Source organism: Synergistetes bacterium HGW-Synergistetes-1 (assembly GCA_002839185.1).
Classification (GTDB): domain Bacteria; phylum Synergistota; class Synergistia; order Synergistales; family Synergistaceae; genus Caenicola.
The window spans coordinates 1-23,160 of sequence record PGXO01000008.1; the positions used below are offsets into that span (position 1 = coordinate 1).

General features: G+C 42.8%; 21 protein-coding genes. 5 read left to right on the top strand and 16 right to left on the bottom strand.

Features of this window, described 5'->3' with window-relative positions; genetic code table 11:
* The first annotated feature begins 569 nt into the window (after window positions 1-569).
* The gene (locus tag CVV54_07625; protein PKL03968.1) at window positions 570-1,235 is read left to right on the top strand and encodes a DNA-binding response regulator; all 666 of its coding nucleotides are present in this window, start codon (window positions 570-572) and stop codon (window positions 1,233-1,235) included.
* Window positions 1,228-2,382: a hypothetical protein gene (locus CVV54_07630; GenBank protein PKL03969.1), complete on the top strand. Its 1,155-nt coding sequence runs from the start codon at window positions 1,228-1,230 to the stop codon at window positions 2,380-2,382. Before CVV54_07625 ends, CVV54_07630 begins: the two co-directional genes overlap by 8 nt.
* Window positions 2,383-2,778: 396 nt before the next feature.
* Here CVV54_07630 and CVV54_07635 read toward each other — a convergent pair whose 3' ends face one another.
* The 3 genes from CVV54_07635 to CVV54_07645 form a co-directional block, all read right to left on the bottom strand.
* Window positions 2,779-3,123: a hypothetical protein gene (locus tag CVV54_07635; GenBank protein PKL03970.1), complete on the bottom strand. Its 345-nt coding sequence runs from the start codon at window positions 3,121-3,123 to the stop codon at window positions 2,779-2,781.
* A 137-nt stretch (window positions 3,124-3,260) separates the two neighbouring features.
* A complete protein-coding gene (locus CVV54_07640) occupies window positions 3,261-3,560 on the bottom strand; it encodes a ferredoxin (protein ID PKL03971.1) in 300 nt (99 codons plus the stop codon).
* Between the two features lie 21 nt (window positions 3,561-3,581).
* Window positions 3,582-4,568 carry an acetyl-CoA synthase subunit gamma gene (locus CVV54_07645; GenBank protein ID PKL03972.1) on the bottom strand — a complete coding sequence of 329 codons (987 nt, stop codon included), beginning with the start codon at window positions 4,566-4,568 and terminating at the stop codon, window positions 3,582-3,584.
* Between the two features lie 219 nt (window positions 4,569-4,787).
* On the opposite strand from CVV54_07645, the gene CVV54_07650 reads away from it, so the two are divergent.
* Window positions 4,788-5,201, top strand: a complete 414-nt coding sequence (locus tag CVV54_07650; protein ID PKL04060.1) for a low molecular weight phosphatase family protein — start codon at window positions 4,788-4,790, stop codon at window positions 5,199-5,201.
* 37 nt (window positions 5,202-5,238) lie between these two features.
* On the opposite strand, the gene CVV54_07655 is transcribed toward CVV54_07650, so the two are convergent.
* The 9 genes from CVV54_07655 to CVV54_07695 all read right to left on the bottom strand — a co-directional run bounded on the left by CVV54_07655 (window position 5,239) and on the right by CVV54_07695 (window position 10,800).
* Window positions 5,239-5,577, bottom strand: coding sequence for a transcriptional regulator (locus CVV54_07655; GenBank protein ID PKL03973.1), 339 nt, complete (start codon window positions 5,575-5,577; stop codon window positions 5,239-5,241).
* Between the two features lie 112 nt (window positions 5,578-5,689).
* A complete protein-coding gene (locus tag CVV54_07660; protein ID PKL04061.1) occupies window positions 5,690-6,226 on the bottom strand; it encodes a permease in 537 nt (178 codons plus the stop codon).
* Between the two features lie 10 nt (window positions 6,227-6,236).
* Complete coding sequence (locus CVV54_07665; protein PKL03974.1) at window positions 6,237-6,716, bottom strand: permease; 480 nt, start codon at window positions 6,714-6,716, stop codon at window positions 6,237-6,239.
* 135 nt (window positions 6,717-6,851) lie between these two features.
* Entirely contained in the window at window positions 6,852-7,394 is a 543-nt protein-coding gene (locus CVV54_07670; protein PKL03975.1) for a thioredoxin, read from the bottom strand.
* 180 nt (window positions 7,395-7,574) lie between these two features.
* A complete protein-coding gene (locus CVV54_07675) occupies window positions 7,575-7,790 on the bottom strand; it encodes a hypothetical protein (protein ID PKL03976.1) in 216 nt (71 codons plus the stop codon).
* Window positions 7,791-7,939: 149 nt separating this feature from the next.
* Complete coding sequence (locus CVV54_07680) at window positions 7,940-8,806, bottom strand: hypothetical protein (protein PKL03977.1); 867 nt, start codon at window positions 8,804-8,806, stop codon at window positions 7,940-7,942.
* A 42-nt stretch (window positions 8,807-8,848) separates the two neighbouring features.
* Complete coding sequence (locus CVV54_07685) at window positions 8,849-10,015, bottom strand: hypothetical protein (protein PKL03978.1); 1,167 nt, start codon at window positions 10,013-10,015, stop codon at window positions 8,849-8,851.
* A gap of 148 nt (window positions 10,016-10,163) precedes the next feature.
* A complete protein-coding gene (locus CVV54_07690; protein PKL03979.1) occupies window positions 10,164-10,448 on the bottom strand; it encodes a thioredoxin family protein in 285 nt (94 codons plus the stop codon).
* Between the two features lie 22 nt (window positions 10,449-10,470).
* On the bottom strand, window positions 10,471-10,800 hold the full coding sequence (locus CVV54_07695; GenBank protein ID PKL03980.1) for an ArsR family transcriptional regulator: 330 nt from the start codon (window positions 10,798-10,800) through the stop codon (window positions 10,471-10,473).
* 178 nt (window positions 10,801-10,978) lie between these two features.
* On the opposite strand from CVV54_07695, the gene CVV54_07700 reads away from it, so the two are divergent.
* Window positions 10,979-11,875, top strand: coding sequence for a hypothetical protein (locus CVV54_07700; protein PKL03981.1), 897 nt, complete (start codon window positions 10,979-10,981; stop codon window positions 11,873-11,875).
* 237 nt (window positions 11,876-12,112) lie between these two features.
* On the opposite strand, the gene CVV54_07705 is transcribed toward CVV54_07700, so the two are convergent.
* Together CVV54_07705 and CVV54_07710 are read right to left on the bottom strand one after the other, a co-directional pair.
* A complete protein-coding gene (locus CVV54_07705) occupies window positions 12,113-12,802 on the bottom strand; it encodes a cytochrome C biogenesis protein (GenBank protein PKL03982.1) in 690 nt (229 codons plus the stop codon).
* 45 nt (window positions 12,803-12,847) lie between these two features.
* Window positions 12,848-13,399, bottom strand: coding sequence for a ferredoxin (locus CVV54_07710; GenBank protein ID PKL03983.1), 552 nt, complete (start codon window positions 13,397-13,399; stop codon window positions 12,848-12,850).
* Between the two features lie 223 nt (window positions 13,400-13,622).
* On the opposite strand from CVV54_07710, the gene CVV54_07715 reads away from it, so the two are divergent.
* Window positions 13,623-14,072 (top strand): heat-shock protein Hsp20, encoded by a 450-nt coding sequence (locus CVV54_07715; GenBank protein ID PKL03984.1) that lies wholly within the window; start codon window positions 13,623-13,625, stop codon window positions 14,070-14,072.
* 74 nt (window positions 14,073-14,146) lie between these two features.
* On the opposite strand, the gene CVV54_07720 is transcribed toward CVV54_07715, so the two are convergent.
* Together CVV54_07720 and CVV54_07725 are read right to left on the bottom strand one after the other, a co-directional pair.
* A complete protein-coding gene (locus CVV54_07720) occupies window positions 14,147-16,663 on the bottom strand; it encodes a hypothetical protein (protein ID PKL03985.1) in 2,517 nt (838 codons plus the stop codon).
* Between the two features lie 28 nt (window positions 16,664-16,691).
* Window positions 16,692-22,730, bottom strand: coding sequence for a hypothetical protein (locus CVV54_07725; GenBank protein PKL03986.1), 6,039 nt, complete (start codon window positions 22,728-22,730; stop codon window positions 16,692-16,694).
* Window positions 22,731-23,160 lie beyond the last annotated feature (430 nt).

Below are 23,160 nucleotides of genomic sequence, written 5' to 3' on the forward strand. Positions count from 1 at the left end.
CCTGAGCCAGGATCAAACTCTCCGTTTGATTCTGGTGTGCTTTCCATATATCAATTCTGTTAGGTCTTGATATACGTCTCAGTGCTGGCTTACTTCTATATTTCTCTTCTCGGCTTTTATCCGCTGATCCATTATTATTTCACAGCGTTTCCATGCCACGGACATGATCCGTAAACCTTATCCGTACTTTTGCTTTTCCCTCTATTCAACTGTCATGGTGCGCGTTGCTGTCTTCTGTAAACTCAGTCGCGAACGACATCGTCGGAAGCGCAACAGGAGGTAGTATATGACTCCTCTCAAAATTCGTCAAGCACTTTTTTAGGTGTTTTTTGAAGTTTTTTTATTAGGACACACGGGCTCGTGAATCTAACAACTGCCCACGATTTCAGACTCTCACAACTCAATGTAAACAGGCACTTTCACATTTTTACCAGTGAAAGCGCCGAATTATTTTATGAAATTCATTTTTTTCCGCGTATATTTAACGGGTGATTTCATGTTTTTGATTTTGGAATGCGGTTTCCCTGCCATAATTATTTTCAAAACTGCTAGAATATACTAAATGAGAGGTGATAGATTTGAAGCATCGCGTCATTCTTGCAGACGATCATAAGCTCTTTATAGAAGGCATAGCTGGGATGCTATCTTCTGTTGAAGAAATAGAAATCGCGGGGAAGGCACATACCGGAAAAGATGCCCTTCTGATGACTTTAGACAAGAGACCCGACCTTGTTATCTTGGATATAACCATGCCTGACATGTACGGCATTGAGGTAACAAGAAAGATTAAGGCAAAGTTTCCTGATGTGAGAATACTTATACTGTCGATGCACCTTGATCTGAGAATGATAATCGAGGTCCTGCAGGCAGGTGCTGATGCCTATATATTAAAAGATTCAGAACCGTCAGAATTGATAACAGCAGTAAAAAATGTACTGGAGGGAAAGATGTACCTGAGCTCCAAGGTGATCAAACTGCTTGTAAAGGATTACATCAGCAAGCACAGCGTCCCCGTATCTTTAGAACAGTTGAAGGATCTTTCTGCGCGGGAACGTCAGGTCCTCCGACGAATCTCGGAATCGAAAAGCATGAAAGAAATCGCGGAAGAACTGCACATAACCCGCAGCACCGTTGACACCCACAAGGCAAATCTTATGCGCAAACTCAGATGCGACAACACTAACGAGCTTATCCGTTTTGCCATGAGGGAAGGTATCGTGGACCTCGATGAATGAAGAAAACCGAAAACAACAAATACTTGATGCAATATTTTCTAGCATCTTTGACCCTGTAGCAGTTTACAGAGTCGTGAAGGGACGTTCGGACAAACCGATCGATCTTGAGTATGAACGCATAAACGATGCTTACCTCAATTATTATCTTACCCGTAAGGGCTTTATCAAAAGAGACGACGTTATAGGCCGTCTATACACAGAAGTCTGGGCAGGGGAGGAAAACAGCGGTTGGGAGGAGTTGATGCTTCGAGTCGCATCTGCAGACTGTGCATGCTTCAACGAATCGACCAACCGTTATGAAAACTCGGGATATTTTGAAGGACAAAGCAGCATGAGCCCTGGTTATTACCAGATGTTCGCTTTTTCCCCGATCATTGGACATGTTATCTCAATATTCCGAGACATGTCCGACCTTCACATCGCGACAAAAGATCTCAGCATAAAGGAAAAAGAGCTTATCAAGTCACGGGAAGGACTTAGAAAACTCACGACCAGCCTTACTCTTGCCGAAGAAAAGACAAGACGCTACATTGCGACAACACTGCATGATACTCTGGGTTACTCAATGGTATCGCTCTTTCATGCCATAAAAGAACTGAAATCTTCAGACCTTAGCCTTTCTGAAAAAGAAAAAAAGCTTGATCGGATAACATCTGACATGGAAAAACTTATAGATGATACAAGGGCTTTTACTTTTTCAATAAGCCCTCCCCTGTTATATGAACTCGGGCTCGACGCAGCACTTGCCTCGCGATGTGAAAGCATTAGGAATACCACCGGCATAGACTGTCTCTTCTGCACTCACGGAAACAAAAGGAAGATCCCGGAGGACACAAAGGTCCTTCTTTACCAGATGGCTCACGAACTCCTTGTTAACGTAACAAAGCATGCAAATGCAAGTAAAGTGCTCGTTCAGACTAGATGGGGAGCAAAAAAAATCCAGCTACTGGTGGAAGATGACGGCATAGGTTTTACCAACGGCACCTTCGAGCAAAAGATCAAAGAATTTTCAGGGATGGGACTTTTCAGCATCAGAGAAAGACTGAAAACAATGGGCGGCAAGTTCGATATCGTTTCGGTCCAGGGTAAAGGAACGACCGTCAGTATTCTGGTCCCTATAGAACAGCGTGGTCAGAAGTCTGATTGAGGATTAAACTCATCTGCCCCTTTTGCCAGTTAAACATAGCGATATCCTTAGTTATATTTACTGGTTATCCCTGTAAAGAATCATATTCTACTCGATTCCCGTCTCCCTGCTGCTTTCATATAATGGATCATAGAAATAAAGCAGCCATGACGGCATAAGAGGGAGGAGCTCTAATGGAAAAAAATATCATTGTACCTGCTGTAATTGCCTGCATTGCCCTTATCTCGATCCTGATCACGATGTTTAAAAAGGAAAGCTAGAAGAAAATCATCTGTTCGGATAGAGAATGATATACACCCTGTTTGATAGATATATATAGATCAAGGCAATTAAACTGATAACAGCTGTCTGCCATAGACAGCTGTTATTCTTTTGTAAAAGGATGGAGGATCCGGATCAGTTGGGTCTGAAGATAAAGAAGACGGCACCCACCATGCATAGTGATGCCCAAAGATAGTTGATCGTGAGTTTTTCTTTCATCACAAAGAAGGTAAAGGCGGCAAAGACACACATAGTTATTACCTCCTGCATGATCTTCAGCTGAGGGAGAGTATATATTTGATGCCCTAGCCTGTTGGCAGGGACCTGGAAACAGTATTCGAAGAAGGCTATTCCCCAGCTTACAAGTATTACAAATATCAGGGGTTTTGCGTTCATGTGCTTTAGATGACCATACCACGCGTAAGTCATAAAAACATTTGATACGAGGAGAAGCAAAATGGGGACGAGGCTTCGCGCCAAATTAGGACACCATTCCTTTCTGATTTTGTTCCGGTAGATTATATATCCAAATCATTCAGAATGGTGACGACAGGAGGGAGCTGAACCATTAAATGTTGAAAGCTGGGCGGATCCATGCCTGCATTGTTCATTCAATACTATCCGCAGCAGCCTGAACCTCCGCAGGATGGACCTTCTCCGTCTTTATTCCCGTTAAACATCCCCATGAGTACCGCGTAAGCACAGCCAACTCCGCTTTTTACTGTGATTGCGGAGACAGGGCAATTCATCGAACAAGCTCCGCATTCCATGCACATGTCTATGTCGTTGATCGCGGCTTTGTTATTCTTTAAGATGAAGACAGCATGCGGACAGACGATCTCGCACATTCCGCACCCTATGCATTTGTCCGTGTCAAGTTTTAATGTAGCAACGTTCTTTATATACTTAAGCCCCATTTGCCTTCTCCTTTACCATTATTAAATAAAATATGAAACTATCCTTACCATGATCCCCGCAGACAGGGCGGTCACAATAAGGGGAAGTGAGGTCTTCATCTCTTTTTCCACTCCCGACAGCGACGTATAGGTCGACGAGCCGGTAAAGTTCATTGTGAAAAAAGCTGACAGTGACGGCAGGATCAACAGATAAGAAACGAGCTGCAGCCAATTGGCACTCCCTTTGGAAAATAAAAAGAAGACTACGGATATGGCCCATATGAGCCCTGTTATCATTCCTTTAAAGGAAAAAGCCCTTCCCGGTAACCAGGGAAGAAGAAGCGGAGATGCAAAAGTGCCTATGAAGACGGAACCAAGCAGTCCAAGGTAATCTGCCCTTTCAACCGGCAGGATACCTAAAGCAGAAAGAACTGCCATCGCTCCAAATACCTTAAGCATCAATTCCATTGCGATCACGATCTCCATCGGTGTCAGGACAAGCCTGTCAATAAGAGAAAACCGGACTTTCCGCATTGATTGCTTTACCGTCATTGCGTTATCAAGGAAATAGGGAATGTCTTCCGACCTTATAGGTCCGTATGTAACTTTGAAACCGCTCTTTTTTCTTGCTTCGTGGGCAGAAACGCCTGTCGCACCAAGCTGCGGCAGGATAAGTTCCCTGTGGGTCACTTTTTCCCTAAGTCCTGTCTTATCGATGCGGGCGACAAGTTCATCGGTACCGAATGTCCCTTTGCCTGCAGCACACCAGACGTTTATTCCCTCTGTATCCAGGACAAGGAGCCATATATCTCTTCCGGCAAGATTTTCCCTTACCCTGTCAACGGTCATTTTATAATTGGAAGTCACCAGAACAGGAGAATGTCCATCAGGACATCCCATGGCGTATAGTCCGGCTTTCATTGAGTGATCCATCCTTCCGATCCCCCATCTTGCCTTCCATGAGCCCAGTCTGTCCTTAATTGTGAGCGAAGCAGAAAGAGTTTGGTTTTCGCTGCAGCAAGCTGCCATTAGCGGTCACGCTTCTTTGTCTGAAAGTATTGTATAGCTTGTTTAGATCTGCTATTTGGCACTACGGTCGTTAATATATACCTCATATAGATGTTTGTCAATGTATTAAATTTCAGTTTTGTGATGCTACAATTATGAGATTATATAAGTCATTTTTTGAAATAGAAATACTTAGCACAAATGGGAGGGTCTGCAATGCAAAACAACGAAAATAAAGTTATGATCAACTGCACCGGCAAACCAAAGGTCGCTTTCGTATGCGTACATAACTCCTGCAGAAGTCAGATAGCCGAAGCTCTTGGCAAAAAGTTGGCGTCTGAGATATTTGAAAGCTATTCGGGGGGCACAGAATTAAAAGACCGGATCAACCAGGACGCTGTGCGACTCATGAAGAGTATCCACGGCATCGACATGGAAAAAGACCAGTACTCGAAACTGATATTTGATATCCCCGACCCTGATGTCGTGATAAAGATGGGCTGCAATGTGACATGTCCGCCAGTAGAAGGCGCCTATGAAGAAGACTGGGGACTCGATGATCCAACGGGAAAGGAAGACGAAGTCTTCATCGAGGTTATAAACACAATAGAGAGAAAGATATTAGAACTAAAAGAAAAGATCTCCTGCAAATGATAGAGCGAAGGTCGGGAATTGCTTCCCGGTCGCTTTTTTATTTTTGGCAGAAGTCATTCGCGTCGCAGCACTTGGTATCGAAGTGAATACATTCTTTGCCGGCGTCTGTTGAAATATTATTAATAAAGGAAATAAGTTCAGAGAACTTCTCTCTGTTCAATGAATAATGGGTCCATTTTCCGTCCTTTCTCGGCACTACCAAACCTGACCTGCAAAGGATCTTCATATGGTGTGAAAGAGTGGGCTGGGAGAGGCTGAAAGCCTCAAGGATGGTACAGGCACAGAGCTCACCGCATGAAAGCATATCTACTATCATTATTCTGTTCGGGTCGGATAAAGCCTTAAAAAACAAGGAATGTTCATCATGATCATTCATTCTTCCGTCTCCCCCTGTGAGCATATTTGCACTTGTCAATATTATACCGACTAGGGAGAGAAATGGTTACTAATATTTAGTAATCACTTTACAAACAGAGCGGATCTTCGTCTTATGAACCGGAGCTAATCTTCTCGGCATTTTCATACAATTCCTTTATCTCTTCTTTTCTTCCGAGTTTTGTAAGCAACAGTGCGATAATTATTATTCCGGGTATATCGACAAGAAGTCTCGTAAGTGCAAAGGATGCCCCCAGTGACTCAAATTCAAAGAGGACCATAGGTATTTTGGTTGTAGACCATGCACCTATGAAGATCATTACGTTCGAAAAACTGACTCCCTTTTTCATGAATACAGCTGCAACAGGAAACGCCGCATAGAGCGGGCCTGCAGCGGCAGAGCCAATGAATAGGGACAACAGCACTCCCTTGATCCCCGACCCCTCTCCCATGTATCTGACCATGCTTTCCCTTGGGACCCATACATCAAGGAGTCCCAGAAGAACAAAAACCGGCGGGATTATGAAGAGCATTTCGAGAAACGAGCGTGCAGAAATTGAGATCGCCTTAATTCCGATGCCCCTGTTGAAGATCGTCAGCAGGCCGACACATACAAGCACAATAAGGAAACCTCTGTATCTTTTTATCATATTGACCAAGTCAGCCGACCACCTTTCCAATTACATAAGCCACAAAGAAAGAAAAGATGAAGGCCATAAAATTCCTCAGGAGGGTCATCTTTTTCCCAAAATATTTAATTTCCACTGGAATTGTTACAACTCCAACCATCATCAGGGTCGATATAAAAGCACCTATCTGCATATATCCTGCGCCTGCCTGCAGAAGGAGTGCGGCCGTAGGGAAAGCAACAAAACCCGGAATCAGTGTTATCGATCCGACCGTTGCGGCCAGGATCACTCCCACCCAGCCTGAATTTTTTCCTATGAGCTTTGATATCGTTTGCGGGTCAAGCACAGCAAGCATGACACCAACAAACAAGATCACCACTAAAAATTCAGGAAGTATGTTGTCAAAAGCTTTCCATCCCTTTTTTAGAGCCATACTCGTCTTTTTTCTGTCTTTGAAAAAAGATAGCAGAAGCAACACTATCGTTATTCCATAAAGGAGATAAGAGTCCAAAATCACACCTCCGTCATGTATGCTTGTGTGTACATGATAGCTTTAAAAGGAAAATTAACAAGAAAGCCCCCGCGTGCCCGGGGACTTTATAACTCAAAACAGACATAAGCTCAAATTGAAAAGCAACTGTTATTTTTAATCTTGCTGTTTTAATCCCATCTCTTTAAAGGCCGCTTCCAGCTGTTCTTCAGTCAACCCTCCCTGATGAACTGTAAATGCTTGTTCCTGTGTCTCCTGGTTGATATAACCTATGACGTCAAATGGAGGATTTGCTTCCTGGGCCAGCGGACTTCCGTCAGAGTTGAAAAAAAACTGTGTCGGTATCAGCTGAACCGGAAATTTTTCTGCCAGTTTTGGATTTTTCCAAACATCTACAAATTTTACGATCACCTTGCCCTGATACTTTTTATTCAATTTTTCAAGTACAGGAGCCATCTTTTTACATGGTACACAGCTGTCGGCACCAAAATCAATAAGTATCGGCAGACCGTATGATTTAAGTTTCTCCATGTCTAAAGTTTCTGTTTTCAAGGCAAAATCAGAATTTACAGCAGCCACATCATCGTTAATACTTTTTATGTTTTGCTGTTTATAAACATATATCGCAAAGATCGCAACAATAACTATAGAAACTATTATTAATTTCATTGACATTGATTTTCTTTTATCTTTATCCAAAAATATTCCTCATTTCAAGTCGGGATTTGTTGATCTAACGGATCTTAATGGCAGTCAGTCATAGAATTCGATTTGTATATTAGCAGCTGCATAATCAAGATGGTTTATACTTACCTGCATTTTATGATATGCGATTTTGGGGTACCATAAACTGCTCATGACTATCAGCTTCCGCTTATTTTATTTACTGATAGCAAAACCACTGATCCTGCACCTCAAAGTTCCGCTCTGTTCGGTAAAAAAGAGCAGATCTCCCTCCGGGGCAGTCGAAAACCTGCCTAGGCAGCCTTCATGGAGAAGACAGGTAATACCCGGATATATATTCCCTCTTATGTCTGTTACGGAGAGAGTTATGTATTTTTCCGCCTCTTCCTCAGGAAATCCTATCAGGCCCACCGGGCCCTTGAAGGCGCTTCATCAGCCAACTACGTTTACCGAGATCTTGATGAAAAAAGTGCCCCCGCGTTCCTGTACTAAATTTAGCCAGTGATTTGATGTTATTGATATTGATGGCATGTCATTCACTTGTCTCTTATCCGGTAACGTCAGCAGGCAGCATGATCTGTGATCTCAGTGGGGATTATAAGCACTGAGGATGATGCAAACTGAGCAACCCGTAATGCCGTAGCCCCGATTCGGCACATCGCGGGATCTCCTGTGCCCTGAGCTCCAATGACTGTTAATGAGGGCTTAATGGTTTTGACAGTTTTTATGATTTCCTCAGCAGGTCTGCCAATTGGCATGGCCACATTTACTTCTTTGATGCCAAGCTCTGAAAGAGATGAGCATATTTCGTCCAGGCGATCCTTCTCGATAGATATTTCCCTGTCGATCTGCTCTTTTGCGGCATACCTCATTAGAATATCCATCGTTGTCTTTTCATGTACGTGAATCAGTGTTATTTTTTCTATCTCAGTCAATTTATGTTCTACTATACTTTTGACAGCTTTAACCGCATTGTAAGATCCGTTCGAAAAATCGATGCCTATAAGCAAATGACGGAATATATGGCGTCCATGGTCGTTTTCCCGGCACACCATTACCGGCAGGGAAGAGAGTTCTAAGACACGTTCGACAGTCTCACCAAAGAGAAAATCTTTCCATTTGGGGTTATTGCCTGCCCCTGTGACAATAAGAGAGACTTTCCTTTTTTTAGATTCATTGACGATCTCATCAAATGGCACACCTGTAAGTATCAGAGGCTCCACTGAAAATCCAAGCTCTTTAAGACCTTTTTGGGCTTTTTCAAATACTTGTTTTTCGTCTTCAGAAATATTTCGTTTTCCGAACCTCTCATCGATAACATGCAGTAATGTTATTTTTTCAACTTTTTGAGGATCCAAAGTCGATATATTGGCAATTACATCATCTCTTTTTTTTATATCAACTGCAGCGAGGATCGTCCTCAACATCGTGATAACTCCTTTCAGAGTTTAGCTGGACATGTCGATATTTCAGGAAGCTATCATGCCAAAGATCATTCCTGCAACTGTCGAGAGTACTACCACAAGTGTTACGTAAGTCACAGTCTTTTTGGGACCAAGTATGCTGTTGATCACCAGCATGCTTGGGAGAGAGAGAGCCGGGCCTGCAAGAAGCAGTGCCAACGCCGGACCTTTGCCCATTCCTGCACCGATAAGACCCTGAAGGATAGGGACTTCAGTAAGGGTTGCGAAGTACATGAACGCCCCGGAGATCGCGGCGAAGAAGTTCGCCCCGGCAGAATTACCTCCGACCAGCATCGCTACATATCGGCTCGGGATAAGGGCTTCATGACCCGGACGGCCAAGAAGGAATCCGGCTACAAGTACTCCGCCAAAGAGCAGGGGTACTACCTGGAGTGCGTATCCCCATGTCGAACTGAACCATTCCCCTCTCTCTTCTTTGTTGAACCAAGTAAGCGAAGCAAGCACCGTTACAGTCAGACCCGCTCCGGCAAGTATCCACTTCATGCTGTAAACGGTTTCCCAGAAGGAATTTGGTGTCTTCGGAGCAGCCCAGTTGGCAAAAACAAGAAATACCACCATGCCTGCCATATATGTAACTGTCTTCCAAAGAGGCCTTCCGCTCTCCTCTTTCGGGAACTGAGCAAATTCTTCCTGCCTGGCCGCTTCTTCTTTCCCAAATATGGCAGCCATCAGGAGCCCGATAACAACACTGAAGATAACAGCACCGATTGCTCTCGCTATCCCCAGTTCAAGACCCAGTACACGGGCTGTAAGTACTATCGCAAGGACATTTATTGCAGGGCCGGAGTATAAAAAGGCTGTGGCAGGACCAAGTCCGGCACCTCGTTTGTAGATCCCAGCAAAGAGGGGAAGGACTGTGCATGAGCAGACAGCAAGGACTGTGCCTGAAACAGACGCCACGGAGTAGGCTATCCATTTTTCAGCCTTCGCACCAAGATATTTCATGACGGACTGCTGGCTTATGAAGACCGAAATTGCGCCCGCAATGAAGAATGCCGGTATGAGGCACAGAAGCACGTGCTCTCTCGCATAGTCAGACATCATTGCTATTGATTCAGTAAGGCCTGCGGCAACACGTTCATTTCCTTCCGGAAGGAAGTAGAAAACAAGGAAAAACCCTGCTATCCATAAAAATTTTTTGCGATCACTCATAAGCAGTCAGCTCCGTCTCTCTATTTTATGTGGCGTTTATTGCACTTACTAGTTTTAAGAAATTCCCCGCTAGTGCGGGGACTCTCTCTTTTAAATACTTCTTAATACTGAGGTGATCGATGCCGGCAACGCCGGCATTATTTTAACCTCAGAGGCTGCAGCCGCCTGTCTCTTCGGCATCGGGTCCACCAACAGGCCCGGCTTTTACAAGTATCTCTTTTAACTTTTCATATGCAGGAACATGCCCTGCAAGGACCACTTTGCCTTCAATAGCAAGCGCAGGAGTGGTCATTACACCAAAGTCCATTATTTTCGCAACTTCAGTCACCTTTTCGATTTCCAGCTCAAGTCCCAGCTCTTTTGCAGCCTGATCTGTGAGCTCGGCAAGCTTTTTGCATTTCGGGCATCCTGTTCCAAGTATCTGTACCTTCATCATATTTTTCCTCCCCAAAGATCTATTTCCCGCAGCATCCCATTACGAACACTCTTTCGGGATCATTTCCTTCAACTACCTTTTCAATGCAGGAAAGCATCGACGGAAGACAGCGTATCCTCAGGCTGTAATAGACCTTCAGCCCTTCCTTACGATCCTCCAGTATCCCCAGGTTCTTCATAAGGGCAAGGTGTTTGCTTATCGTCGTCCTGTCAAAGTGAAACATTTCGGCAATGTCGCATACGCACATCTCAGAATCAGCAAGAGCTTCTACGACAGCAAGGCGGACAGGGTGGGCAATACCTTTGAGTATTGCAACTTTCTGCTCCAGAATTGTATTATTGTCGACCATATGTTTTTCACCCCCACCTATGTGGTAATTTTACCACATAGGCTTTTTTTGTCAAACAAATAGACATATTTCTATGGAATTTTTCTTGACTGTCTATACGGTAAGATATAGACTGCCATCTATATAAGAAAATGAACAATGGCCCTCAAGCTGTATTTAAAAAAATGGAGATGAAAAAATGAATACTCTTCTGGAAACGGTCAAATACTTTATTTTCATAACCGCAGAACTCACGGTCCTTTTTCTCGGAATAAGCACCCTGGTTGCTTTGATGCTTATGTATGTGCCTCAGGAGAAGATCAAAAAATACATGTCCGGGAAGGGAATATTAGGTAATTTCGTTGGCGCGCTTATAGGATCACTGACACCATTTTGCGCATGTTCCACTATCCCCTTAACACTGGGGTTTCTTGAAATTGGCATACCTTTCGGTGCTGTAATGTCATTTGTTATCTCATCGCCGCTTATGAATCCGATAATATTGACTATGATGGTGGTATTGATGGGTATGAAAGCAGCTCTTGTATATCTTTTTGTAACATTCATCTGTGCAGTTATTTTTGGAGTAATACTGGAGAAGATCGGAGGGGGAAAACTGGTCAAACACGTTCGCATCAAGTCAGGCGGCAATGATTGTAAAGAGGAGATCCCCAGTACTTTCAAGGACAAACTGATCCTGTCGTTTCAAAAAGCGCTAAGTGATTTCAGGGGAGTATTAGTCTATCTGCTTATTGGTGTTGGGATAGGAGCGGTCATCTATGGCTACTTACCGGGAGATTTTGTTTTAAAATTTGCCGGACCGGATAACCCTCTTGCCATTCCGGTCGCTGCTGCTATCGGAGTCCCTCTCTATATCCGTGCCGAAACTGCCATACCAATAGGTCTGGCACTGATGCAAAAGGGCATGAGCGTTGGAGCCGTAATAGCCCTTATCATAGGAGGAGCCGGGATGGCAATACCTGAAATGAGCATGCTTGCAGCAATTTTCAGGAAAAAGCTTGTTGCCGCTATCGTAGCAGTTATCTTCCTCACTGCAGTAACAGGAGGCTATATTTTTAACGCTATCGCAATATAGAAAAACTGAAGCAATAAAAATAAACAAGGAGGTAGGGTTACTATTATGGCAGAGGATAAAAAAACCGGATTGTTTGCACAATTGTTTGGCAAAGACGATCGCAAAAAGAAAAAATCATGCTGTTGCTGCGGAAGTTTTGAAATAGAAGAAATCGAAGGACCTGAAAACAACAATACAGAAGACCAAAAAGAGGATCCTAAGACCAGCTAGAACTTCGACAATAAAAATTGTCAGGCCTTAAAAGCCTAGGTAAAGCATATATAAACCCGCCAGAAGAATAATAGCTCCCAGGGCAAGCTTGATGATAGAGCCTGCCCTGCTCTTTTCAATATTCTCGGACAGCTTCTGAGCAAAAGAGAATGATGTGCCGACAGCAAGCGCAAGCAGACCATGGCCTATAGAGTAAAGTATGAGGAGCGAAGCTCCCCATATGATGCTGCCCTTTCCTGCAACTATTGCAAGAAGCGCTATAAGTACCGGAGTCGAGCAGGGGGAGGAGAATATCCCTCCCAGGATACCGGCTATGAAAGCTCCAAGGTATCCTTTCTTTCTGTTTTTTGACATTAGATAACTTGAAGGGATGATCTCAAATATCCCCCATGTCTGCAGTGCCATGAGCACCATCAATGATCCAAGGATCAGATACCACCAGGATGCCGCCCCCATGAAGAACATGCCCGCAGTTGATGCAGCCGTTCCCAATGCTGTAAAAGTCAGCGCTGATCCAAGCACAAAAACAAGTGAGAGACGAAAAGCTTTGCGAGTGTCGCTTCCGGCAGCTCCTCCGACATACCCTATTACCAGAGGAACGCTCGATACCGAGCATGGCGTAAGGGATGTCAGTGCTCCTGCTGCAAATGCAAGAAAGGGCGCAAGCCATACGTTATTTTCTATCAACAGGGATATACTTTGAAGGATCTCAGTCATATAATCTTTTTTCTAACAAAACAAATCAAAATATTCGAAATCATCTCAGCAGCAGTTTGATCCGCAGGAACAATTTGATTTTTTCTCCTTACCGTCAAAGAAAGTTATTATATTTTCCGGCATTGAGTAGTTCCCGCAGCAGTACTCTTCTTTTGGTGCGAAAACAGCACTGAGGATCGAAGATGCGAGCATCTCTTTCGGAGGAACTTCATAATCCTCTCCCTCGAACTCGAAGACTCTGCATTCGACATCCGTACCGCTGATATCACTGCAGCACCCGCAGCTGTTTTCTGCTACCGAATCGCAGATATCCATTCCGTTGACACGTATGGTAGGAGAAGAGAGAAAGCGGTATTCTGCTGCCGTTTCCTTGGATGATATTTCCTTTTTCTCAAATTCGACCTCATATCCTGCACATAAAAGTGCCGGCCCGATCTCTTTGAGCACCTCTTCAAGCACGGCATCGGTGCCAATGCATCTGTCACAGGTCTTAAGGTCAAGATAAAGATATTCGACCAGAATTTTTTTGCTCCCGCAGGAACAGCACCCTTCGTCCTTTACCGGATCACATCCGATCATGTCGTTTCCCCCTGTCATGTTGGTTGAGATAGTATAAATTCAATATACCTGAGAATCAATATAAACTACATATTGATACATGTCAATTTAAATACCCCTATATATCGTTATAATTACGTATCTGACAATAAGTGACCAAGTATATCTTGACAAAGAAATATACGTGTGATAAATTATATTGGCACTCAACAAGAGAGAGTGCTAACAACAAAAAATAATATAATAAAAGGAGTTGTTGATCATGGTTGGATTGGTACCTTTCAACAGAAGGAGCAGGGATCTCGCTACAAAGACCGGGCTGGAGGACTTTTACAACGTGCTTGATGACTTTTTTTCAAGCGACTGGCCCATGAGGCGCACTCTGGCGTATGACACATTCAAGGTCGATGTTCAGGACAGCGGGAACGAGTATCTTATCGAAGCTGAAATGCCGGGCCTCAGCAAGGAAGACATCAAGCTTGGACTGGATGACGGAAAGCTCACGATCTCGGTGACAAAGAACGAGAGCACAGAGGAGAAGGACAAGAATTACATTCACAGGGAAAGACGATCTGTGTCGATGAGCAGGACCATACACCTGACTGATGCTGATGCATCCGGGATAAAAGCCAAACTGAGCGACGGGCTACTGAAGATAACCGTCCCTAAGGCAGAAAAGACAAGCACCGCGATCGATATCGATGTAGACTAGAAAGAGCGCTCCGGATATCCGGGGCGCTCTTTTCATGTGGGAAAAAACTTTTTAACTTAAATTACTCAGACTGATCAACCTTCCACGCTTTCTTCAGCCTCGTGCAAAAAACTTTTTTCCAATTGCGTCGTTATTGGAATATTGTGGGCTATAACTAAATGAGATGCTCCGTCGTCCACAAGTTTTATCTTATTACCCGCAACTGCTGTGCCATCAATGTTTAACTCTGGTATAAAAACATCTTCCCTTGTTCTTCCCGTTACTCTTATTTCATAGGTTGAAGTACCGAACTTGTACCAGACAGTGTAATCACCGAAATTGGAAGGCGTTGAAGGATCGATCGACAGGCCAAGGCCCTCTTTTTTTATACCCAGAAAATTATTGATCAGGCCCTGGTACATCCAACCTGAAGTACCTGTGTACCAGCTCCATCCGCCTCTTCCGGAATGAGGCGCATCCAGGGATGACATGTCAGCTACCATTACATATGGTTCCTTTTCATATCTGAGTGAGCCCCTCTTTGTCGAACTGATATGGATCGGGTTCAACATAGTGAAAAGATCATAGGAAAGGCTGTGATCTCCGATCATTGCTGCAGCAATAGCAAGCCACACCGATGCATGGGAATATTGCCCTCCGTTTTCCCTTATTCCGGGGTAGTAATTTTTGATATAGCCGGGATTTTTATCAGTCTTGTCAAATGGGGGGGTCAAAAGTAACGAGAGCCCGTCCTTCTCATTGACGAGATATTTTTTAGCAGAATATATGGCTTTTGCAGCTCTGATATTATCAGCGGCTCCGGATATAACACTCCATGACTGACTTATAGAATCGATCTTGCACTCATAGCTTTCTTTTGAGCCAATTTTCTCATTATCATCATAAAAAGCTCTTATATACCACTCGCCGTCCCAGCCATTTTCCTCTATGCTGCGCCGGAGGTTTTCCCTGCTGAGTTCCTGACTGTCTGCAAAATCATGATCTTCCCGGTCAACAGCGATAGCGATAAAATCTCCCAGCAGCGCATAAAGAAACCATCCCAGCCAAACGCTTTCCCCTTTGCCCTCAATTCCCGCCATATTCATTCCGTCATTCCAGTCACCGCCTCCCATCAAAGGAAGTCCATGCTCTCCGAAGCCGGTGCGCAGGATAGTTTTTTTGCAATGTTCATAAACACTTGCTTCCATATCAGATACTTCCGGAATAGACATCGATTCGTGCTGGCCTTTCTCAAGCAATGCACCTTTAATGTAATTGACTCTCTCGTCTAATATTGAGTGATCGCCTGTCGTCCGCACATATGCCCCGGTAACGAAAGGAAGCCAAAGCAGGTCATCCGAGATCTTTGTTCTGACACCCAGACCGCTTGGCGGATGCCACCAATGCTGCACATCTCCCTCTTCAAATTGCCTGCTGCAGGCCAGGATGATCTGTTTTTTTACCGCCTGGGGATCAGCGTGTAGCAGGGAGAGCACATCCTGAAGCTGATCCCTGAAACCATAGGCTCCGCCGCACTGATAAAAGGCAGATTTTGCGTTTATTCTGCAGGAGACGGTCTGATATAAAAGCCAGCCGTTTAGAAGAATATCAATGGCTCTATCGCTTGTCCTGACCTTGATAGTGTCAAGCAATCCATCCCAATAGTTCTTTATTTTTTTCATTTCATCTTCTATTTTCGTTAAATCCTTATACTTATATCTGAGCTTAATTATCTCCTCTGGATCAGCACTCTGTCCCAGTCCAAAGACTATGCTCCTGCTCTCGTGAGGTTTTATTGCAATCGAGATCTGTATTGCTCCGCAGGGATCATACCCAACTCCTGTATTACAGGGCAATTTTTTATAAAGTCCTTCAGGATGGAGGATCGAACCTTTTAGACCCAGAAATTCCTGCCTGTCGCCGGTGTAGGCAATTATCATTTCACTTGAAAACATGAAGCTTTCCTGTTTTCGGAAATTATAGTTATATATATTTTTTGCAGCCAAATATTCATGTTCGTTGTTGTAAGAAGTCACGGTATATGGGCTTGAGTACTCCCTGTCTTCCCCAAGGACCCATTCGACATAATAAGTTATATTCAAATACCTCTCCGTCTCTGAAGTGTTTGTTAACTTCAGGTGCCAGAGTTTTAAGGATTCCTCCAAAGGAGCGAATACCATAAGTTCCTGCCTTATATTATCTTCATCATGATCGAAGACAGAATATCCGAAGCCATGCCTTACACGGTAAATGCCACCGCCTTTTTTTCCAAGAGATACAGGAGTAAAAACCTTGCCTGTAATTTCGTCCTTAATGTATATTGCTTCTCCGGCTTTGTCACTGACCGGATCATTCGACCATGAAGTGATTTTGTTTTCCCTGCTGTTCACTGCCCAGGTCATTCCTGCACCTGTCTCAGAAATGTGAAAGCCAAAATCTTTATTGGCGATTACATTGATCCATGGCGCAGGAGGCCTTATCTCATCATTAAGAATGATCTGATATTCCCTTCCGTCCGCCACAAAACCACCGAATCCATTAAAGAATTCGCTCTTGTGCCCGTCTGTTATGTTATCTACATCGACTGTTTTTTCCTGATCCAACCTTCTCACCGCCTTTCAAACAGACCTTTTGTATCCTTTATAAAACAGTTTCCTTGACAGTTCTGAAGTATATGCCCGTCTTCTCTGTAAAAACGACCCTCGCAACTGTGAGAAGCAGATCTATATCCGCAGGTATCATCTGATACGTGTGCAATATAAATAAACTCTGTTTCTCTTTGTTTTCATCAAATGCTTTCAGAGACGTTGTCAGCTGATTCAGTAGATCATCCAGCTCCTGCATATATCCATATTTTGCTTCGCTTAGGATTATCAGATCAACATTTATCTTGTTGATCCTGAAATATTCATACGCTTTTACTACGTCCTTAATTATTCCGACTTCTTCTATCGTACTTACCCTGAGGAGCATTATTGGGTTATCGCCCGATACACCGAATTTCCAAAGATCTCTTTGGTTTTCCCAATTGCGCCGGATGCTTTCTCTTGGGCCGCGGTAGTATCTTGAGGGGTAGAATATCGGACTTATCAGATCCTGAAATGCATTAAACTGCGCACTCTTAATGTCGACATACTTCAGTTCAAGTTCAGTCTGCATTTTGAAGTTGACATTGAGATCTTCTATTCTCGAAACATCGTTCAACTCGTCACCGATCCCTACCGCTTCTTCTTCTCCGCAGCACACGCCTGTGATAAAGTAGACAGTTGCCGTCTTTTCCGCCTCTAAATCAAAACAGGCCCTCAGGCTCATGATAGGATCAGTGGAGAAACCTGCACTGTTTGAAAGCGGCAGACTTTCAACAACAGCATCCGGATTTTGAATTGTATTATTCCTTCCTGTGAATTTGAGCCTGTCGTTCTCATATTCTATGTTTCTTGATAGTTTTTCTTCTGTTTTGATCATATGCATCATATAGGGATTATCGCCGCAATTGCCTCCCCGTCTCTTAGAAAGGAATATATCGTGCCCCCTGATAAAAGTGCTTTCAATAAAAAGCTTGTTGAATGCAGGATGGCTGACTGCTGCTGAAAAAGTATCCACTACTACTTCCATATAACTTGTCAATTCGATCTGTTTTCGTTCTTTACTGTTATTTCTCAAAATAACTTTTCTGATCTCCAATTTATGACTTGGGGAGAGGCTCACGACCGTGTGGGTCGAGATGTCACCGTCACATCGTTTGAACTCGGCCTGATGCGGGGACAATATCGCCTGATACTCATCAGGCTTTGCCTTTGTAGGATTATATGAGGTGCTCCAGGTTTTACCTGCTGAAACATCCTTTATAAATATGTAGCTCCCCGTAGAGGCATAAAGGTCCGGCTTCCATCTATAAAGCGTCATCTCCCTGTATTTACTGAAACCGTCACCATCAGAAGTTATCATCAGCGAATAGTTATTCACAGAAAGATAATGAACTGCGGGTATTTTAGGTGTTATCTTCTTCACATATCTGTTCGTCTGGACCCTCATCGGAATAGATGTTTTTTTGAATTGGATATTGTACCCCTTCCTGGAAATCGAAATGAAATAGGAGTATCGCTTCTCTTCAAGAAGGAGCTGCGTTGCGTGGATCATCTGCTCGGAATGAAATCTGTTCTGCATTATTCCCTTATGTATAAAATTATTGATCGCAACTAAATTCATCCCTTGATGGTGGGCCATAAATGATTTAATTATTGAATACGGGGTGATGGCTACCGGATCGGGGCTATTAAAATCTACCGCCTCGTAATATCCATAGTCCCCTACACAACCAAGGTCGGACAATTTTTTTAGATTTGAAAAACAATCATCTTTGGCGTAACCCAGGGCAAGTATCGTTGCATAAGGAGCAACAACAAGCGATTCGACAAGCGATGGCTGAAGGCGAAGTTCCGGCACCCCAAAAGCCTTGTACTGATAATTTGACTCCTGATCAAATTGATAGTACTGGGATTCGGATATCCCCCAGGGCGTACCCTTCCGCTTCCCATATTCAATGTGCTGTAAAACAGCCGCCTTTGCGGTTTCAGCAAATACGGAACCTTCATATTCACGCATTACTAAATTAGGCATAAGGTATTCAAACATTGTTCCGCTCCAGGAAACGAAACAAGGTATGCCTTTGACGATAGTAAGAGGCCTTTCGAGTTTGTACCAATGCTTAAGGGGCACATCATCTCTTGCTATAGCCAGAAAACTTGTCAATATTGATTCAGATGCCATAAGATCATAACAGCTGACATCCATTTTTTGCGTCGAGAGAGAGTATCCGATATGGAATAGCTTCCGTTTTTCGTTGTAAAGAAACCGGAAATCCAGATCTTCAAGCATCGTCTCGATCATTTCTACGAGCAGTTCAATTCTTTTCGTCAGAGAAATGGCATAAACGTTATCCTTCATGGTGAGTTCCCTTAATGTAGGCCCTGAAGAAAAGCTTAGTTCGCCTCCGTTGACCTGTGAGGCTTCATCTATTATGAGGTCGATGCCGGAAAGAAGTTCTCCCCGGAAACATTTTCCCACCCTGGGACTGCCCGCATCGGAATTGATCATCCCCCTGATTTTTTTAGTTTCTTCTATGAATTCACCTATCGATTCAAAATTTTCTTTAAACTCTAACCCGTCATTGCAGAGTTTTATTGTATCTTTTAGTCCATAAACCAGTTCCTGTGAAAATAAAGGTTCGTCAACTAAATGCAGCAGACCGTTTTTGAGGGTGATCAAATGGGCATAAAAGTTTCCGCTGTCGACTGTTGAGACATACCTGGGGTTCAATACTTCAAGAGTTCTGGTATCGTACCAGTTGAACAGATGTCCATTCCATTTTGGCAGACTTCTGACCGAATTTAATATATTTTCAAGATATTCCAATGTTTTGCCCAGTGTTTCAAAACCCAGGTCCCTTGCAGAAAGAACAGATATTAACTGGAGCCCGATATTGGTCGGCGAAGTCTTGAAAGCGATCTTTTCTGTCGGCTCTTTCTGGTAATTGTCAGGACAAAACCAGTTGTTTTCTATAGTTGAGAAATCCTTAAAGAACTGCCAGGTCTTTCGTGCGATCCCTCTTATCATCTTCTCATTGTCATCAATTTCATTCTTTTCAATTGTGACTTCCGTCTCGCTGATCTTATAAGCTGCCAGATATGAAAATCCCCACCCTACAGACAGAAGGGCGTAAAGCAATATTCCCCAAAAAGGGATATCTACAAAAAACAACAGTCCAACAATAATCACAGAAGGGACAAGAGAGGACCACATGTGAAGGAAATATCCCTTCGGCGTGTCAATAGCGCATTTTTCCATTTTCTCTGCCGTGTTCCACATCAGAAGATTCTTTTTACTCAAAAGCAATCTGTACAGTGTTCTTGATACGGCATCCAGAGCTATATATGCCCTGTACGGGGTAAATAAAATATCAAGTACAGCTCTTTGGATCAGCAGCCCGATATCTTTAAGCAGATCCTTATGAACAAGGGCCAGCTTCGGTTTGTTTATCTTCTGTGAAAGAGTGCTTTCAAGCATGAGGAATAAATCAACTGCATAGGTGAAAAATACCATAGGCAGCCAAAGGTAATAAATTTCGGGCATCAGGACCAGATTCAGAATTATTAGCAGTACCTTAGATAAAGGGACCATGCTCAATCTTAAATTGTCGAGTATCTTCCATTTGGACAATCCGGCCAAAGTTTTTTTCTTAAACAGCCATGGCAGTAATTGCCAATCGCCTCTTATCCATCTGTGCTCTCTCTGAGTATAGGAAAGAACACATCCAGGGAAGTCATCCATTATTTTCACCGCACCGGAAAAGGCCGTCTTTACATAGCAGCTCTCAAGCAGGTCGTGGCTAAGCACTCTGTTGTCAGGCATGCTCTTTCGAAGGATGGTATGGAATGTTTTTATGTGGTAGATTCCTTTACCTGAAAATATGCCCTCCTCAAATATGTCATGATAAATATCTGAGATAATGGTCGAATAGCGGTCCAATCCCTGCTTGCCTGCAAAAACACTATAAAACAAGTTGCATTTTTTATTTAGTATATGGTTTGTAACCGAAGGCTGAATTATTGCATAACCATCTTTAACTTTGCTGTTCACAAGATCCAATACCGGTTGATTCAGTGGATGTTCAATTATGCCTACAAGCTTTGAAGCATTGTTTGTAAGTAGGATCGAGTCAGCGTCCAGTGTTATTACATATTTGAAGGTGTTAAGCATGCTTTCATCACACAATAATGTTGAAAAGCTTGTCTCTTGTTCTCCGCACAGAAGGGCATTAAACTCCTCGAGTTTCCCCCTTTTCCGCTCCCATCCCATGTAACACATTTCTGATTCATTCCATTTACGAGAGCGTATAAAAACAGAAAACCGCGGGGACATAAAGGGGTATTGATCGTTAAGTCCGTTTATTCCATTGACAAGGACCTCTTCTATTTCCTCATCAACGTCCATGCGCAAGGTTTTTGAATCATTGAAGTCAACCAAGAGAGCAAAGAATAGGTTGGACTGCCTGTTTGCCAGATAGTGTCTTTCTAGTCTTTGTATATATTCGAGGGCCTGTTCGACTGAAGATACAATGACCGGCATTACAACAAATGTCCTGGCTTCTTCAGGGACACCTTCAAGAAAATCGAGTGCAGGAAGCTGTCGGACGTGCACCAGTCTAGTAAATATGTTGTTCGTCAACTCAATGGCAATTCCTATGACCAGGACAAGAGATACAAAGAGAAAAGCCAAAACTCCATAGATCCCGGCTGATATGCCTGATCTGTTTATAAAACAGCCTAAGAAAAGATAGATGATAAAAACGAAAACAAAAACAAGGAGGAAATATGATATCCCCTTAATATTCCATTTTGGTGCCAGTTTTTGCGGCTCGGTTTTTTTTAATAATTTAGCTTTCAGGATAGGGTATCCCTTACCAACAAGATATGTTCCCACATGGTGGCTGAATTTCAAATTCTCTCTTCCATTTTTTGCAACAGCAAGACAATTCTCAGCAACAACTCTCTCATCAATTTTATTTTTTAATGAAAATCTCTCTATTATTGACCTGTATCTGCCTCTGCTTTCAGAATCCATTTTAGGATATACCCCATCAGGATCCTCTGAGAGGATGCGCTCAATAATTGAAAGGTCCTCAAAAAGTTTCTCTCCGTCAAGTTCTACTGTCTCCCTTAAACTTACCAGAAACGTTCTGATATTTGATTCCAGACGTGACTCCAGATTCCCCTCTTCCTGGAATATATCCGTAGGTCTTAAGTATTTAGATTTATTGTGGAATTCTACATACCTTTGTATCGATGCCTCATCAAAAGACATATTTTTTAATAAATATATAACATGCGAATGAAATGAAATATTCTCTGAAAATTCATCCTCCAATTCTGATAAAAGAGGAAAAACGTTCGTCATTTCTTCTTCCTTCAGATTTTTCCTCACAAAAGCATCTGCTTTGGATTTTATTTCTGTTACGTTGATTATTTTCCTTGCCACAACAGTAACGCTTTCTAAAAGACAGAAGCCTATCATTTCAGGAAGCCCCCATAACTCTTTACCTGTTAGAGGGAGTTCTTCCTGGTACGCGCATATCATCATTGAGATTTTGCTCTCGTTTAAATATCCTCCGGATAGCAGGACCATTTCCCTCGCAATTACATATACCCTTGGGTACCCTTTAAATTTTCCCTCGTTAAGGACTGGAAGCCTTCCATTAATATCTCCTGTTGCCTTTACCTTTTTGATCTCCCTGTACAGCATCTGAAAATTGTCAAACAACCATCTCGCTGCAGGTATGAGGACAATGATTTCAGGTGAGACCTCTGACAATGTATCGCGTATTTTATTAAGTTCCCTATATGCAGCCTGATTTCTGTCATTTATGAAAAAATTGTATTTGCCCCATCTAACATTTTTATGAGTATGAGATAAATTGCGCATATGCTGTTCCAGTTCATGGGGAGCCAGCATCTTTTCAGTGTTGGAAATCTCTACGGGTAAAATTATCTGTTTTCTGATGCGGGTATATCTACGGTGATAAAATATAAAAATTACTGCAAAAAGAATCAGCAGCGATCCAAATAAAAACAAATCGTAGGTGACATTTTGTCTAAAAAATTCAATTGCATCTGAAATCATTTTCTTCCCTCATTTAAAAAGCACCCGTCGGCTCAATGCCGCAGGCAACTTTTATACTTATGTAAAATTGAGAACAAATAAGTAACATTTATTTATATTTGTTTCTCAATTATACTATATATTTTTTATTTTCTGATAATTTTTAAGTCTTTTACGCAGTAACGATAAGTCGTAAACCGACAACATAGATTCTGACAGTACGGATCCGTCCGCAGGAAAAGTTAAAACCATGGCTGTATAAAACTCGGATATTTTATTTGAAAAGAGCACAATGGGAATGACCAGATCTATAGCTAAAATTGGTAATAATCCAAAACCGAAAAGGAAATATGACTAGGATAAATCAGCATGATGAATATCTACAAAAGAAGCAACAGGAAGTATCAAGTACACTCCCTGAAATACGCAAAAAGGATCTGTGAAAATTTCC